Source organism: Paenibacillus sp. W2I17, assembly GCF_030815985.1.
In the GTDB taxonomy this organism is placed as follows: Bacteria; Bacillota; Bacilli; order Paenibacillales; family Paenibacillaceae; genus Paenibacillus.
Map to the genome: position 1 here is coordinate 1,546,435 of NZ_JAUSXM010000001.1, position 15,433 is coordinate 1,561,867.

Sequence of the window (15,433 nt, forward strand, 5' to 3'; positions counted from 1 at the left end):
CTAACTTTTAGATGGACAATAATAACCTTGTATGGAGATGAAAAGTATGAATCATCAAACTTTGCTTACGAACTACCTGTCCAATCTCCAAGTCGAATTATTCATGGTCAATTACAATCGGTGCGATACGGATTGGCGGGATCTGGATTACACGCCCGATTACAGCAAGTTTTATTTCATATGCGAAGGTGAAGGTTGGCTCAAAATTGGGGATGAGGAGTATTATCCTGCGCCTAATCAACTTATTTTAATGCCAGAGGGGATCCAACAGTCATACTCTGCCATTAATGAAAGTCCTTTTCTCAAATATTGGTGTCACTTTAGCGCAAAGGTTGGGGGAATCAATTTGTTCCAAATTCTGAAATTCCCACACATCTGTACGATAGATCAACCTGAGTTGATTCAAGCAATCTTCAGCAGTATCCTTACATATGCAAAATCCGATGAAGTCTATGCCCATATGATGGCCAAGAGCAAACTGACCGAGTTACTGTCCCACTATCTAATGAATCTGGATCTGGATCAGATCTCTTTTATTAACGTTCCTGTCATGGAGAAACTGTCCACCATTCTGGCTTATATTGATTCCAACATCGAAGAGAATATCTCGGTTCAGGATTTGGCCCAGATCGCCTACATGCATCCAAATTATTTCATTCGATTCTTCAAGCAGCAGATCGGAGTTCCTCCGATCCTCTATATTACTGGCAAAAAAATCGATAAGGCCAAGGAGTTGCTGGCCTGCACCCCAAACACAATCACTGCCATCGCCGAGCATCTCGGTTTCAGTGATTTGTATTATTTCTCCAGACAGTTCAAAAAGCATACAGGGTTAACTCCAACGGAGTACCGCAAACAACAAACGGGACTTACAACGAAACATGGTCTATAAATAAGCACAAAGCAGAGAGAGTTCCTTCATTCGGAACTCCCTCCTATTGACTTGTTTCTGTTTGATTCATGCTGAGTTACTTTCTTGAGTTCTCTCAAATAAGCATAACCATAGTTTTGATCCGGCTCAAGATAAGCCCCTTCCGCCCACTCGTTCCAGGCATTAACAAAAAGATATTCACTTTTGTACAGCGTCCTCGCTCGTTCCATCTGTCTGGATAGATACAGCCCAAACTTCTCTGGGGTGGCCCCGAGCGTACTCTGTCCGTCAACGCCTCTCCGCGGTGTATTATCCCAATTGACAAAAGCACCTGGATAGACAATTTCTCCGTTACGGTGTGGTGTTCGTTCGAGAATGGAGGACCATACCTTGTCGTAATTCACAGCAATATGCTGCTGTCCCTTGATGTTCATTTCAATCCAGATTCCATTCATATGTCCATGTGCAAACGTATAATGCGGTTCAAATTCCATACTCGCATCAAAGACCTGACGATTAAATGTAGGGAATCCACCAATGGTCTGCACAAAATGAATCCCTTTCAGGCCATGCTTCAAAGCCAATTCACGCCAAAACTGAATCATTTCCTCACATTGCGGAATACTGGCTGGTCGATAGATCAGAAACAACGGCTTACCTTCCACTCGAATATATCGTTTGTCCTTAAATACTTTTACCAGATAATTAAAATGTTCTTCCCAATCCTCTCGATCCCCATAGTTCTGGGCCATGAGAATATCGGATTCTTGCCCATCCCATTTTCTTGTCCATGTCTCATTGGCCCAAGACAAACAAAAGGGAAAATCAGGCTCCCCACTATCCAAAATTTCATTCACCGGTTTTTCCAGCAAACGCTTGCCTTTGAACCAATAATGATAATAACAAAATCCATAAATACCATGCTGTTTAGCCGTTTCCGCTTGCCACTTTCGTACATCTGGATCGGAAAGATCATAATATTTCCCCTGAAATGGCTGCTTAGGCTGATGATGACCCGAATATAAAGGCGCGGCTTTTTTTACATTCGTCCATTCGGTAAAACCGTCCCCCCACCATCGGTCGTTCTCCTCAATCCGGTGAAATTGAGGCAGATGCAGAGCAATTACCTTCAATCAGAACTCCTCCAATGCAGCAACATGATGCAGCCTACGCTCCTGTGATTTTTAGGATGATTTATATGAAAATGATATCCAGCAGTCGCAATGTTTTTTGTAGATGGGATTGATTATATTTCATGTATGCCAGAGCATGGCTAGCGGCCAGTCTCCTTGCATCAACACTCTGCCAGTAATATTCAAACTTCTGAGTGAGTTCTTCACAAGAGTTGTATTGTTGAAAGTTACTAAGGTCAATCCCGTTGCTCTGATTCACAGATGGTCCTATGAGCTGAAACGTCCCACATGCGGCAATTTCCATCACGTTTTTGATTGATTCACCACTATGAATAACCAGTTTGCTTCCGTTATATAACATCTGACGAGCTTCATTCGTATGAACAGGATTGAAATCCCCGATTTGTGCCCAACCCTTTCCATCTACCCGAACCTTTTTGTTATCCAAAAGACCCGATGTTGCAATAGTGGTGACGATGCCATCCGGTTCTGCATCCCCGATGATATAAACATCCGATTCGTACTCTGGGGGAACAGCTTGCGGACAGAATAAATGTGGATCAGGTGGCATTAACAGTTCATGACTACAAGTGCTTCCCATATGATGCTGATCATCGCTTATTTGGGTTGAATGTTGTGTAAACACGTGATCAAAAATCGGTAGAATAGTTTCGCTTTGATTCACATGTTGATCGGCAGACAACCAGATGGCCTTCTTCACGGTGGATGTCCTTAATGCTGTAATATTCTCATCCGGCAAGTTTTCTTCGCTTCCGATGACCATAATCAGGTCAACATCATAGGAAGACAAACAGGCTGACACGGATTCGATATATTTAATCTCATTCACATTTCTCACGAGATGTTTCAGACTCTGTTCAATCAGGACACAATGTGATGATATTTCTCGGTCATTACAAGGAGTAATAAGAAGCACATTTAACTCCTTATAGATCACTTTTGGCACTTCTTGGGCGGCAGGTATGCTTCCCACCTGCATCATTTTCAGCCATTGCTGATTCAGTTCCGATTGCTGTACTTCCATATGTTTACGCATGGATTTGAGTTTCCTGTTCAGAACCACATTCATCTGTCTCAGGAATAACCGGTTCGCATCATGAACTGAACGTTTCTTTTTCGTGGACTTAACCTGCGTTCTTGACTTCTTTCGGATAACAAACCCTCCTGTTCCATGCGAAAACATTCTCTGCCTACAATATGCACGAAATAGTGTTTCGCTAACTCTTTTTTTGCAAAAGGGGCTTTATCCCAGGTATATAATGTGTGGCCACCCGGATCATTCCAGATCTTGTCCTCATAGAATATATGAATACTATATAGGAGATGATATCTTTGCCAACATTTGATAACATCCTTGTCACCGGCAATCAGACGATAAATCAAAATCTGCACGTTAATGGTAATCAAACCGTTGGTGTCGATCTAAACGTCAATGGCAGTCAGACCATAACAGGCAGCCTTCAAATCAACGCCAGCTCCTCGATTGTCAACCATTTGGGTGTAGGCGGAGTAATTGAAGCTGGAGATAGCGTAAAGGCCGCTACACAATTAATGGCACTCAATCAACCTACTCTTCCACTCTCCCTACCCGTTTTGCAACAACTCAGATATTACAATCCTGGTGTTGCAGGTCAACCCGGTTTGGTCTTAACAGGGACTGCTGGCAATCAATATATACTGTTCGTTGATGAAAGTAGTGGGACACCCCATCTCGCCATTCAACCCGTATAATATAACCCTGAATCAGATGAATTTTACCAAAAGAAGCGATATCCGTGTACACTCCGGATATCGCTTCTTTTGGTTTTATTTCTGATGAAGCCTGGTTATAACTCATCCATTTATAAATCTGTGATTAATACGGACAAGACACTCTTGCTTTCCAGCTGGAACCTCATCAATACATCGTCGCGCAGCTTAACCTGTATGTTGCCCGTCTCCTCCCCATCATTGAAGAGGACTAAAGCTACGGAACCATCGGCATTTTTAAAAGCCACAGAACAAATTCCATCATCACTGGATGTTGATTCGATCCGAACAGCCTTCGGGCGGATCACAGCACTGAAATGTGCCAGGGCATAATAATCAAGTGTATACGTAAGTTCCTTTGTTTGCTGATTCACCTGTACGATCCCACGACACGTACTGCGGCCAAATCCCGGAACGGTTGGCCCGTTGTTCTCATCAAGTGCCATATTCCAAAGTACAAAGGACTTGCTGTAATTGCGAAGAATCTGAATTCCCGTTCGCATCACATTCGAGAAGGCTTGCTCAAATGGCGGGATCCACTCTCCACCCGAACCTTCAGTGAAATGCACTTCTTTCCCTGCAAAAGCTTCATAAACCTTCGTTTGAGCAGAAGCATCGCCCCCGTACCAATGCCAGGCTACGCCATCCACTTCCTCTCCCGCTTGTTCAAGTACAGTCAGAGGATAGTCCGGTTGATCCCAGTTGTGATCGTAACAGAGAATCTTGGTTTGAATATCGGTTTGCACAAAGGCTGGTTTGAGATGGTTTTTGATAAAATCTGCTTGGGCCTCGGCTGGCATCAACATACCCGGATAGTGCCCTGGTTCATAAAGCGCCTCATTCTGTGGTGTGATGGCATGGATCGGTAATCCATGCTTGCCATACGCTTGAATGTATTTCACGAAATATTCAGCATAAACGGGATACCATTCAGCCTTTAATTGTCCGGTAATCATCGATCCGCTCGTTTTCATCCATCCCGGTGCACTCCATGGTGAAGCAAACAGCTTCAATTCAGGATTCAATGCCAACGCCTTTTGCGTTAAAGGGATAACGTCCCCTTCATCATGTGCAATGCTGAATTGGGTTAATTCTGCGTCTGTCTGTTGTTCGGGCATATCGTTATAACTGTATACCGTTCTCGCATAGTCCGAAGCCCCCATTGGATTACGGATGACTGACAGCCCGATCCCTTTCTCCGGATGGAATAGTCGGGTCATGACCTCATCCCGTTGTTCATCATTCAAGATTTGGTTGATCAAATAGGCCGATGAATCGGTAAAAGAAGCACCAAATCCATCCATCTCCTGATACGTTAGCTGATCATCCAGATGGATGGTCGTTATCTCCTTATCAGCATCCAGTGGTTTCAATTGCTCTTGGGATAGAGATACGAATAAATCTTCTTCACCCGTAGATTTGTACATTTTGAATGTCGTCATAGGATTCTCCTTTGTATTTCTATTATTGAATGCCTAGTTTCTCTTTGTTCAATTTCATCTTTTCACTGCGTACCTTCACAATCTCTTCCCAACGATTCTCACCTAAAAATGACTTGTAAGAAGCCAGTGCATTGTCATACGAGGCATCATCCTTGGAACGTACCATACTGACCAGTGTTGTATTCCACTTCGTATTGATTGCTGACAACGCACGAGCTTCAGGTGTGCCTTGATCCGGGCTAATATTCTCCAGAATAAAGTGTGGTTTCAGCTTGCCTTTGCCCCACTCCTGCATCTGTTTAATCGCTTCCGGAAAAGCATCTGCACTGAGTGCTTTGTGACGGTCATGACCGAAGAACATAAATTCACCCATCCGATAATCCTTTTTGAATTGATCTGCGTTATTCAGTTGCATGTCTTTCACTGCTGGCAGCAATTCTACACTACCGTCGGCTTTGGTTTGGTAGGTTTCCCCCTCGATCCCGTAATTCATAAGCGTCTGTCCTTCTTCACTCAGCAAATATGTGAATATCTGAATGGCCTTGGCCGGATCTTTACAGTCCTTGGAAATGAAATTGATCATCCACCCGGTTATTCCGGATTGATTCAATGTTGGTGCATTGCCTTTGATGCTCTGCGGTCCATCGATAGCAACATATTCTTTGCCTGGATTGGCACTCATGTAGATTTGCAGGTTTCCTCCTTGTTGAGGTGTACCGTCGAGCAGCATCGTTGCATATTTACCCGATTTCACTTTCTCTTCAAAAGCCGTACCATCATCCGCAAAACTGTCATCACTGATATTGCCGTCTCTGTACACGGTGTTCAATGTCTTCAACCACGTGAGATAATCTTCATCCAGATTGCGATCATAGAATTCTCCTGATTCGGTCTCCAACGGAACACCGATGAAATCTTGTAACGTATCCCCGAGTGAACCTGTTCCTTCACCAATAGAGTTGAATCCAAACGGAATCAGCGCAGGGAACTCTTGCTTAATTCGTTTCATCACACTCTGGAATTCTTCTGGCGTTCCAATGACCGGACTACCCAAAGCTTCGTACACATCTTTACGAATGATAAATGCCGTTTTGGCAGGAATGTTACCGCTATCATAATCCTCTTGCGTATTGGAATAGTTCGGGTATCCATAGGTTTTACCATCCGCCAATTGGAACCAGTTCAATGTATCGGCAGCCGCAACTTTATTAAAGTAAGGATCATATTTTTCCGCCAGATCGTTCAGCGGCATCGCCCAGGTTGCAGCTTTTTGTACCACAGGAGAATTCGAGTCAAATACCGTCAGCAAGTCAGGCATATCTCCACCTGCGAAAAAGGTGTTTAACTTGGTATCATCACCCGTGATGAATTTAATATTGATGTTCAGATCCTCTTTGATTTTCTTGGTAACAATGTCCTTGCCAAAATCAGTGTTCCACCAGTCAGCATTGACGTACCATGTCAGGTCGGTAGCCTCTTCCTTTTTATCCAACTGCCAAGCTGGCTTTTCCGGGTCAACCGTATAACGATCTTCAATGGATACCCAGTTCCCTTCACTGGAGCCCCCCGATCCACCGCTGCAACCTGTAATCATAATTACGGCTGTGAGCAGTGTTGCCAACAGTTTAATCCCTTTTTTGCCTGATGCCTTATTCAACTTCAACATATTTTTGTTCCTCCTCAAAATGGGGTATTTGTTGCTCCTATTCCTTGACTGCTCCGAGCATCATTCCCGAGATAAAGTATCTCTGAACGATGGGATAGATCAGCACAATAGGGAGTGTTGTAATGACAATGGTGGCCAACTGCACGCCTTTGGTCGTTGTTTCAATGACAGCTGAACCGCCGACATTTTGCATGGATTGGGTCTGGGACTGAACGATAATCTCATACAGCATCATCTGAAGTGGATACAGTGACTGATCGGTAATGTATAACTTGGTTGTCATGAAGTCGTTCCATTGCCCCACCCCATTAAATAGCGCAATTGTAGCCATGGCAGGCATGGAGAGTGGAATGAAGATTTTCAGGAAAATATGCCAATCCCCTGCGCCGTCAATCTTGGCCGATTCTTCCAGCGAATCCGGGACATTTCGGAAGAAATTCATCAGAATTACGACATCATAGAAGCTGAACAATGCCGGAATAATGTACACCCAGAAGCTGTTTAATAATCCAAGTGATTTGATTAACAGGTATGTCGGGATCATACCGCCCGAGAAGAACATGGTAATAACACCCATGGCAACGTATAATTTACGGCCTCTTATGTACTTTTTGCTCAGACCGTATCCAACCATGGCACAAAAGAACACATGTGTAACAACGCCGATCGTTGTTTTGGACACCGATATGAAGAAGGCCTGCCAGATGCCCTGATCATTGAATACAGCTCTGTAATTCTCCAGCGAGAATTCCGGTGACCAGAAGATGAACCCACCTTCCGCCAACGCTTTGCCTGAGCTAAAGGAAGAGATGATGACATTCCAGAGCGGAACCAGAATAACGATCGTACAGATGATTAACAAAATCATGTTTAAGGTATCAAAGATCCGACTATCGAGATCTTCTTTTGCCACCTTTCCATTCACGCGGGATGCCTCCTTCTACAACACAGATTGATTATCGTTTAATTTGCTTGTGATTTTGTTCGCCGTGACGAGTAGAATGACAGAGATGATTGAGACACCCAAGCCAACGGCCGTTGCATATGAAAAGTCACCCTGAGACATCCCCATACGATAGACGTACGAATTGATGACTTCCGCTTTGTCGCGGTTCTGGGAGTTCATGAGAACCAAGGTCTGATCCAGATTCGACCCTAATAAACCGCTTACAGTTAGAATCAGATTTAGGCTGATGATGGATCTCATATTAGGCAATGTGATATTCCAGATCTGTCTGAGACGGCTTGCACCATCAATTTTGGCAGCTTCATAGTATGTTGGATCAATCTTTGCCATGATCGCCAGATACAGAATCGTTCCCCAACCTGCTTCTTTCCAAATATCCGATAACGTAGCAATCCACCAATACTTTCCTGCATCCAGCAAGATGTTCTGCGGTTGCGAGATCACTCCCAGGCTAAGCAACAACTGATTAAATAAACCCGTTGTCGAAAACCAGGTGATCAGCATTCCCCCAAGTACGATCCAGGACAAAAAGTGAGGCAAATATGAAACCGTTTGCACAAACTTCTTGAAGCGTCCGCTGTTTAACTCGTAGATCATGATTGCGAGAATGATGGGAATGACAAACCCGATACCTAATTTCAAAAAACTGATCCCCAGCGTATTCACGACCGCATCCCAGAAGTATTTGTCTGACAAAATGATTCTGAAATTATCCAGCCCTACCCAAGGAGCGGTAGCGAGCGTATCAATAACCGTGTAATTTTTGAAGGCAATCGTCAAACCGTAAATCGGAATATAACAGAAAATAATCATAAAGATAATGCCAGGGATAATCATCGATTGAATCTCCCATTGTCTCCGATAATCGACTATGAATTCTTTAATCCGTTGTCCGATGGGTTTCTTCCCATTGGGACTGATCGCATTTTTACCGGTTGAAGTCTCTACGGCTAATTTATCCACGTTTTTTACTCCCCTCCATCATGCATACATGTTTATAAAAACGTTTTTATTTTTCGACATAAAAAACCCCTTTGTTTTTATTTATGTAAAAAAAGACCGGAGAAGAAGCTGAGTCAACTTATGTACGGTAGTCTTTCCGGTCGATCTTCACATGGCTTGAACCTCTAACCACCAGCTCACCCGCCAATTTTTGCGCAGCCCCTTGTTCTTTCTCCTTAATCATACCCACCAGTTGATTGATTGCCAGGATACCCTGTCTTGCAATTTGATTTCTTACCGTTGTAAGCGGTGGAGAAAAATACTGTGCGATATCAATATCGTCAAAACCCACGACACTAACATCTTGAGGCACTTCAAAGCCCTCAGACTTCAACGCATGCATACAGCCAATTGCACTCAAGTCATTCCCTGCAAGAAATGCATCAGGCCGCTTGCCGGGGTGCAAATGAAGAAAAGATTTTATCGCACTATACGTGCTCTCCTCCTCAAAATACCCTTGTATAATGTAATCTTCATCGATTGGAAGCTGGTACTCCCGCAAAGCAGCCTGATAGCCATCTCTACGCTGTACACTGTCAAACATCGTGTCCACACCCGAAATATAAGCAATTTTCTTGTGCCCCAGCCCAATTAAATACTTGGTAGCTTCATAAGCCGCCACATACGAGTCAAAAATGACACTTCCCATCGTATCACTCTGATAGACCCGATCCAGAAAAACAGCCTTGATCTTATCTTTCTCCATGGCGATAATATCTTGCTCATCAATCCGAAGCTCTTCGTAGATAATGACACCATCCACCCGCCGACCCAGAATATTACTCATAATAACGTGTTTATCCTTGGTCACAAATACATTCAAACCATACCCAAGACGATCACATTCGCGAGACATCGACTCAACCAGCTTATAGAAATACGGACCCGATACACTTGTAGTGAAAAAACCAAGCATTTTGGTTTGACCGGACTTCAACAGCTTGCCATTCAGATTGGGCACATAATTTAAACGCTCTGCCACCTTAAGAACATGTGATTTTGTCTCCGGGTTCAAGACATCCACACCATTCAAGGCGTTGGAGACAGTAGATATGGATACGCCCGCTTCCCTTGCTACATCTTTAATCGTTATCTTTGCCATAAGTTTTGTTCCTTTACTATAAAAACGTTTTTATAATGTTTAAATTATCATAAAACCGTTTTCATGGCAACACTTTAATTTGCGAGTTCAGGCATCATGTACTTTATTCCTAGCTATATGCCACTGCGGGCGCAAAAAAACGGCTCATGTATGAGCCGCCGTTCATGAAACTTTAGCTTTCTATTCCTCATCCTGGATATACATGGAGTGGATCTGTTGCAGCTGCTCTTTCAAACGTTCCAAGCGTACGAAGCGATCCGCTCGAATATATTCCTTCTGCTCCACAAGCATGATCATTGTTGGAACGGTAAAAATAAGAAACTTGGATGCAACCTCTTCCACGTCGTTAGCATTAATGTGACTGAGGTATATTGATGGATAAGGTTCAAGCAACGCCCTAATCTTGGGGAGTAAAGCGTGACATACACTGCACTCTGGACGAGATACATACAAAAAAACCAATTCATGTTGTTGAATAACTTCTTCAACCATTTCTATGGATGTTAACTCATGAATATCTTTCATAGAAGCTCAACCCTTTCAGTCATTCAATAGCTTGCTCATTTAAACTTTTTCTTTTCAAGTATAGCCTATGTGCGTTAGAATCAAATGGAATATATCCCCATATGAAAGAGGTTATGGTATGAAAAAATCATTCTTATTTCTGTTCACTGCTCTGGTAGTTGTTACTTCCTTCTCAGCATATGCACCTGTGTCGAATGCCTCTGGCGATATTGGAGTCAGCTTATTGTCCGATCGTCAGCAAGGTACAGTAAAGTAGTACTTGTACAGAAAGTAACAGGCGACAATTCGGATAACATCTGAATTAGTCGCCTGCTTTCATTTATTCTTATTGCTTTTTATTTCCAATCTCTCTTCCGAAGATAAGATTCGAATACAAAAGTTCCAAACGGCAATAGACCGGCGAGTCCACCCATTAACCAGCGTGTTATCTTCCACTTTTTGACCAGAGCCAAATGCACTAGTGCAATAAGGTATAGAGGAAACAAAATACCATGAATCATGCCCATTACGGCTACAGCGGAAGAGATATCTGCAAAATATTTCAGAGGCATAGCAATAAAAATCAACAGAAGTAAGGATACGCCCTCCCATATGCCCGCAATTCTGAATCGGCCTGTCACTGTTTTCATAAAGTCCATTCTCACCTTTCCTGCTAATCGTTTGTGAAATATGTAACTTGTAACATGATACAAAAACCTCACGCCACATCTCCGTACAGATATGTCGTTCAGAAGCTCATCTTCAGTATAACGTATGACTCCGATTCGAAGATGCTTCAAATTTGAATAATTATTGAATCCATAAAACCAGATTCCCACATCAGGTCCTACGGATTCAAGTCGTCTCACGCTCAATCAGCTGGTATGTTAGTTGCTCTGTCTTCAACTCTGTTTTACCCAATACAGCCCACAATTGATGGAAAGCCTGGGTGGCTTGCTCCGCAATCGGATTGTGTATGGTCGTGATCCCGAGGACACGGGAAAGCTCGATATCATCAAACCCCACAATGGCGAGTTGTTCCGGTACCTGAATATTCCGTCTGCGTGCTTCACTAAGAATGCCGATGGCTGCATAATCATTCGAACATAATACGGCCTGTGGAAGTTCTGGCCCCTCAGCCATTCTTCGCATCGCTTCTTCGCCATCGGAGGAGCTAAATACGGAATATTGATATGCTTCGGTCCACACATGCAATCCTCTGCTCTTCATGAAAGATTCATAGGCTTCACGTCGGCTCTGAGTATTCAAACTTTCAGCCCTTCCGAATGCATTCGCAATTCGAGTGTATCCTCTTGATACCAGATGCTCCAGAGCTAACTTATACCCTTCTGCCTGATCCATAGCAACAGACGGAATCTCGTCATTCCCCATTCGCTGCCAGGAGACAATGGGCCCATACTCCATATAAGCCTTTAATTTCCGAGGATCATTGACACAAGCAATAATAACTAGCCCATCGACTCGTTTACTGCGCAGATCTTCGAACGCCTGCAATTCAATCTCCGGATCTCCACGGGATGTATAGATAATCGTCTGAAATCCAAAATCCATGGCTGTATCAATGAATTGATTCATGAATGTAAGAATGATCTCACCTGTGGTAGAGGTCACAATTCCAATCTGCTTTGTTTGCCCTGTAGATAACGATATCGCATTCCGGTTGGGAATATAATTCAACTGTTTCATAATATCCGTTATGATCTGTCTTGCTTCATCACTAACATGCGGAGAATGATTAATCACGCGTGACACTGTCGCTTTTGAGTAACCGGACCGCTTCATAATTTCATCAAACTTGGACATCGGAGACTCCCTTCTTGCTAAAAAACTATAGAATAATAGTATGCCTCAGATCTGGGTCAAAAGTAAAACTTGACGTGTAACCCGTTACAACGTTTAAGCTTTTTTTATGTCATACATGAATCATCTTAAAATCAATTTGATGAATGGAGCGATACACATGAGTAATCATACTTATCAATTCCCGGAAAATTTCCTGTGGGGTGGCGCAATTGCAGCCAACCAAGCTGAAGGTGCATACAATCAAGGCGGCAAAGGATTATCTACTCAGGATGTAGCTCCCAAAGGCATCATGGGGCCAATCACGGAAGAACCCACTGAAGATAACATGAAACTGATCGGTATCGATCTGTATCATCGCTACAAGGAAGATGTAAAACTGTTTGCCGAGATGGGCTTTAAGGTATTCCGTACTTCCATCGCCTGGTCCCGAATTTTCCCAAAAGGGGACGAGCTGGAACCAAATGAAGAAGGATTGCAGTTCTACGACGATCTGTTTGACGAGTGTCACAAATACGGGATCGAACCACTGGTTACGCTGTCCCACTATGAGACACCTCTTCACTTGTCCAAAGAATACGACGGCTGGGTTAACCGAAAAATGGTTGGATTCTATGAGCGTTATGTAACTGCCGTATTTAAACGTTATAAAAACAAAGTAAAATATTGGCTTACTTTTAACGAAATCAATTCGATTCTTGAAGCACCCTTCATGAGCGGAGGCATCTACACGCCGAAAGAAAAGCTTAGCAAACAAGATCTGTATCAGGCGATCCATCATGAGTTTGTAGCCAGTGCTTCTGCCGTGAAGCTCTGTCATGAGATCATTCCTACAGCACAGATTGGTTGTATGATGCTCAGTATGCCGACCTACCCGCTGACACCAAATCCAGACGATATGATCAAAGTCATGGAATTCGAGCACAGCAACTATTTCTTCGGCGATGTACACGTAAGAGGTCGCTACCCTGGATATATGAGACGTTATTTCCGTGAAAATGGAATCGAGATTCAGATGGAAGCTGGCGACGAGGAAATGTTGCTGAATACGGTAGACTTTATCTCTTTCAGTTATTACATGAGTATCTGTCAGACAGCAGACCCGGAGAAACAAATCGCAGGTGAAGGTAATCTGCTTGGGGGTGTACCTAACCCTTATCTGCCAGCAAGTGAATGGGGATGGCAGATTGACCCGCAAGGATTGCGTTATGTCCTTAACATGTTCTATGACCGTTATCAAAAACCACTGTTTATTGTAGAAAATGGTCTTGGTGCTGTTGATGAGTTGATCACGGGTGCTGACGGCGAAAAAACGGTTGAAGATGACTACCGCATCCAGTATCTGAATGATCATCTGGTTCAGGTTGGTGAAGCCATTGAAGATGGCGTTGAAATTATGGGTTATACATCATGGGGTTGCATTGATGTTGTCAGTGCGTCTTCTGCCCAGTTGAAAAAACGTTATGGCTATATCTATGTGGATCGTCATGACGATGGATCAGGAACACTCGAACGTTATCGCAAGAAATCCTTCCATTGGTACAAAGAAGTGATCAGCAGTAACGGGAAAAGTTTGCAGCGTTAAGGATCTTTAAGCAAATGTAACAGATACATCCTTCTAGCCCTCAGACAAATCACATGAAAAAGTGTCGGTTATACGATTCCTTGGCATGTTTTCTGTCTGGGGGATTTCATTTTTTCAAAAAGAAACACCCGATGATACACATCGGGCATTCTCATTAGCTACGATCACGTTGTTCACTATTTATTCTTCACTATGTGTTCTTCACTACGTCCCTGCTGTACTTTGTTTTGTCTTCTTCCGTTATCTTGCGAAGGACCCTGCAAGGATTACCCGCAGCAATCACACCAGAGGGTATACTCTTGGTCACTACGCTCCCTGCGCCGATGATCGTATTATCTCCAATCGTCACACCGGCAAGAACTGTCACACCGCCACCGATCCACACATTATTGCCCACCGTGATGGGTCCAACGATCTCCAGACCTTCATTGCGCTGCTCAACATCATAAGGGTGGCCTGCAGTATAAAATCCGCAATTGGGAGCAACAAAAACGTTATCTCCAAAACTGATTTTTCCTCCATCCAGCATGACAATATTATGATTGCTATAGAAGTTCTCACCAATTTCAATATTATAGCCGTAATCACATACAAATGGCTGTTCAATCAGGAAACGATCCGTCGTTTTCCCCAGCAGTTTCTTGATTAACGCTTCTCTTTCATTGATCTTGGCTGGATGGAGCTGGTTATAATCGTAACAAAGCCCTTTGGCATGTAAACGCTCTTGAATTAACTCTTGATCATAATTGGCGTTATACAAGAGCCCTAATTGAGATTTCTCTTTTTCAGTCATCATTTCGTAAGCACTTCCCATCTTCTATCTAAAATAATTTAAAGCTCTATCTCTCTAATGATTCTAGCAGGATTGCCGCCAACGATCATATTATCGGGAACATCCTTTGTAACCACAGACCCGGAAGCAATAACCACGTTGTCTCCAATGGTAACCCCCGGATTAATAACGGCTCTACCACCAATCCATACGTTATTGCCAATCGTGACTGGCTTGCCATATTCTGCACCCGTATTGCGTTCATGCGGATGGAGTGGATGAGTAGCCGTATAGATATGTACATCTGGCCCCATCAAGCAATGGTCTCCAATACGAACTTCACACACATCTAATATCGTACAGTTAAAATTGGTATAAAAATGATTGCCTACATGAATGTTATATCCATAATCCACATGAATATTAGGTTCCATGCCCAGGTGTTCACCTGTAGATCCCAACAGTTCTTTCAATAACTTGGTGCGAAGCTCACCCTCCGTTTCCGTCGTTTGATTGAACGTCCGCGTCATTTTCCTTGCATACTCTCTGTCCTCAGACAATTGAAGATCCGAAGCCATGTACAGCTCGCCATCCAGCATTTTTTGTTTTTCCGTCTTCGTAGTCATGATCACCGCTCCCTCATTACACATCATGTAATTCAACATTAAATAACACTTTTAAAAACTCTTTTAATTATATAGATTAGTATGAATAAAGCAAGTTTTGCTAGATATGAAAATGGTTAATTTCACTGACGTATACTCTAGTGTATCAACAATAAAAAAACCTCTACACCCA

General features: G+C 43.2%; 16 protein-coding genes. 4 read left to right on the forward strand and 12 right to left on the reverse strand.

What is annotated here, in order from left to right; genetic code table 11:
* Nucleotides 1-46: 46 nt before the first annotated feature.
* Nucleotides 47-892, forward strand: coding sequence for an AraC family transcriptional regulator (locus QF041_RS06735; RefSeq protein ID WP_307413081.1), 846 nt, complete (start codon nt 47-49; stop codon nt 890-892).
* Nucleotides 893-918: 26 nt separating this feature from the next.
* On the opposite strand, the gene QF041_RS06740 is transcribed toward QF041_RS06735, so the two are convergent.
* Together QF041_RS06740 and QF041_RS06745 are read right to left on the reverse strand one after the other, a co-directional pair.
* Nucleotides 919-2,004 carry a glycosyltransferase WbsX family protein gene (locus tag QF041_RS06740; protein ID WP_307413083.1) on the reverse strand — a complete coding sequence of 362 codons (1,086 nt, stop codon included), beginning with the start codon at nt 2,002-2,004 and terminating at the stop codon, nt 919-921.
* Between the two features lie 61 nt (nt 2,005-2,065).
* Nucleotides 2,066-3,061, reverse strand: a complete 996-nt coding sequence (locus QF041_RS06745) for a CgeB family protein (protein ID WP_307413084.1) — start codon at nt 3,059-3,061, stop codon at nt 2,066-2,068.
* Nucleotides 3,062-3,348: 287 nt separating this feature from the next.
* Between QF041_RS06745 and QF041_RS06750 the strand changes: the two genes are divergently transcribed.
* Complete coding sequence (locus QF041_RS06750) at nt 3,349-3,756, forward strand: hypothetical protein (RefSeq protein ID WP_307413085.1); 408 nt, start codon at nt 3,349-3,351, stop codon at nt 3,754-3,756.
* Between the two features lie 110 nt (nt 3,757-3,866).
* Here QF041_RS06750 and QF041_RS06755 read toward each other — a convergent pair whose 3' ends face one another.
* From QF041_RS06755 to QF041_RS06780, 6 genes are all read right to left on the reverse strand, one after another.
* On the reverse strand, nt 3,867-5,216 hold the full coding sequence (locus tag QF041_RS06755) for a glycoside hydrolase family 30 protein (RefSeq protein ID WP_307413088.1): 1,350 nt from the start codon (nt 5,214-5,216) through the stop codon (nt 3,867-3,869).
* Between the two features lie 22 nt (nt 5,217-5,238).
* Nucleotides 5,239-6,882, reverse strand: coding sequence for a type 2 periplasmic-binding domain-containing protein (locus QF041_RS06760; protein WP_307413089.1), 1,644 nt, complete (start codon nt 6,880-6,882; stop codon nt 5,239-5,241).
* A 37-nt stretch (nt 6,883-6,919) separates the two neighbouring features.
* The gene (locus tag QF041_RS06765) at nt 6,920-7,807 is read right to left on the reverse strand and encodes a carbohydrate ABC transporter permease (protein WP_017688674.1); all 888 of its coding nucleotides are present in this window, start codon (nt 7,805-7,807) and stop codon (nt 6,920-6,922) included.
* A 15-nt stretch (nt 7,808-7,822) separates the two neighbouring features.
* Nucleotides 7,823-8,812, reverse strand: a complete 990-nt coding sequence (locus QF041_RS06770; RefSeq protein ID WP_206099103.1) for an ABC transporter permease — start codon at nt 8,810-8,812, stop codon at nt 7,823-7,825.
* Between the two features lie 118 nt (nt 8,813-8,930).
* Nucleotides 8,931-9,953 (reverse strand): LacI family DNA-binding transcriptional regulator, encoded by a 1,023-nt coding sequence (locus tag QF041_RS06775; protein ID WP_307413091.1) that lies wholly within the window; start codon nt 9,951-9,953, stop codon nt 8,931-8,933.
* A 180-nt stretch (nt 9,954-10,133) separates the two neighbouring features.
* Nucleotides 10,134-10,478: a thioredoxin family protein gene (locus QF041_RS06780; RefSeq protein ID WP_307413093.1), complete on the reverse strand. Its 345-nt coding sequence runs from the start codon at nt 10,476-10,478 to the stop codon at nt 10,134-10,136.
* A gap of 118 nt (nt 10,479-10,596) precedes the next feature.
* Between QF041_RS06780 and QF041_RS06785 the strand changes: the two genes are divergently transcribed.
* Nucleotides 10,597-10,734, forward strand: a complete 138-nt coding sequence (locus QF041_RS06785) for a hypothetical protein (protein WP_167350856.1) — start codon at nt 10,597-10,599, stop codon at nt 10,732-10,734.
* A gap of 79 nt (nt 10,735-10,813) precedes the next feature.
* Here the strand turns inward: QF041_RS06785 and QF041_RS06790 are convergent, their stop codons facing one another.
* Both QF041_RS06790 and QF041_RS06795 read right to left on the reverse strand, forming a co-directional pair.
* Nucleotides 10,814-11,116 carry a DUF3817 domain-containing protein gene (locus QF041_RS06790; RefSeq protein ID WP_306068467.1) on the reverse strand — a complete coding sequence of 101 codons (303 nt, stop codon included), beginning with the start codon at nt 11,114-11,116 and terminating at the stop codon, nt 10,814-10,816.
* Between the two features lie 196 nt (nt 11,117-11,312).
* The gene (locus tag QF041_RS06795) at nt 11,313-12,281 is read right to left on the reverse strand and encodes a LacI family DNA-binding transcriptional regulator (RefSeq protein WP_307413094.1); all 969 of its coding nucleotides are present in this window, start codon (nt 12,279-12,281) and stop codon (nt 11,313-11,315) included.
* Nucleotides 12,282-12,438: 157 nt separating this feature from the next.
* Here QF041_RS06795 and QF041_RS06800 point away from each other — a divergent pair, with 157 nt between their 5' ends.
* Complete coding sequence (locus tag QF041_RS06800; RefSeq protein WP_307413095.1) at nt 12,439-13,863, forward strand: glycoside hydrolase family 1 protein; 1,425 nt, start codon at nt 12,439-12,441, stop codon at nt 13,861-13,863.
* A 190-nt stretch (nt 13,864-14,053) separates the two neighbouring features.
* Here the strand turns inward: QF041_RS06800 and QF041_RS06805 are convergent, their stop codons facing one another.
* On the reverse strand, nt 14,054-14,656 hold the full coding sequence (locus QF041_RS06805) for a sugar O-acetyltransferase (protein WP_307416912.1): 603 nt from the start codon (nt 14,654-14,656) through the stop codon (nt 14,054-14,056).
* A gap of 38 nt (nt 14,657-14,694) precedes the next feature.
* The gene (locus QF041_RS06810; RefSeq protein WP_221819499.1) at nt 14,695-15,261 is read right to left on the reverse strand and encodes a sugar O-acetyltransferase; all 567 of its coding nucleotides are present in this window, start codon (nt 15,259-15,261) and stop codon (nt 14,695-14,697) included.
* Nucleotides 15,262-15,433 lie beyond the last annotated feature (172 nt).

Coding starts and splice junctions, on each gene's coding strand:
- QF041_RS06805 (WP_307416912.1), bottom strand. CDS start 14,656: ATGACTGAAAAAGAGAAATCTCAATTAGGGCTCTTGTATAACGCCAAT.
- QF041_RS06745 (WP_307413084.1), bottom strand. CDS start 3,061: ATGCGTAAACATATGGAAGTACAGCAATCGGAACTGAATCAGCAATGG.
- QF041_RS06810 (WP_221819499.1), bottom strand. CDS start 15,261: ATGACTACGAAGACGGAAAAACAAAAAATGCTGGATGGCGAGCTGTAC.
- QF041_RS06750 (WP_307413085.1), top strand. CDS start 3,349: ATGATATCTTTGCCAACATTTGATAACATCCTTGTCACCGGCAATCAG.
- QF041_RS06800 (WP_307413095.1), top strand. CDS start 12,439: ATGAGTAATCATACTTATCAATTCCCGGAAAATTTCCTGTGGGGTGGC.
- QF041_RS06785 (WP_167350856.1), top strand. CDS start 10,597: ATGAAAAAATCATTCTTATTTCTGTTCACTGCTCTGGTAGTTGTTACT.
- QF041_RS06780 (WP_307413093.1), bottom strand. CDS start 10,478: ATGAAAGATATTCATGAGTTAACATCCATAGAAATGGTTGAAGAAGTT.
- QF041_RS06760 (WP_307413089.1), bottom strand. CDS start 6,882: ATGTTGAAGTTGAATAAGGCATCAGGCAAAAAAGGGATTAAACTGTTG.
- QF041_RS06795 (WP_307413094.1), bottom strand. CDS start 12,281: ATGTCCAAGTTTGATGAAATTATGAAGCGGTCCGGTTACTCAAAAGCG.
- QF041_RS06735 (WP_307413081.1), top strand. CDS start 47: ATGAATCATCAAACTTTGCTTACGAACTACCTGTCCAATCTCCAAGTC.
- QF041_RS06775 (WP_307413091.1), bottom strand. CDS start 9,953: ATGGCAAAGATAACGATTAAAGATGTAGCAAGGGAAGCGGGCGTATCC.
- QF041_RS06755 (WP_307413088.1), bottom strand. CDS start 5,216: ATGACGACATTCAAAATGTACAAATCTACGGGTGAAGAAGATTTATTC.
- QF041_RS06790 (WP_306068467.1), bottom strand. CDS start 11,116: ATGGACTTTATGAAAACAGTGACAGGCCGATTCAGAATTGCGGGCATA.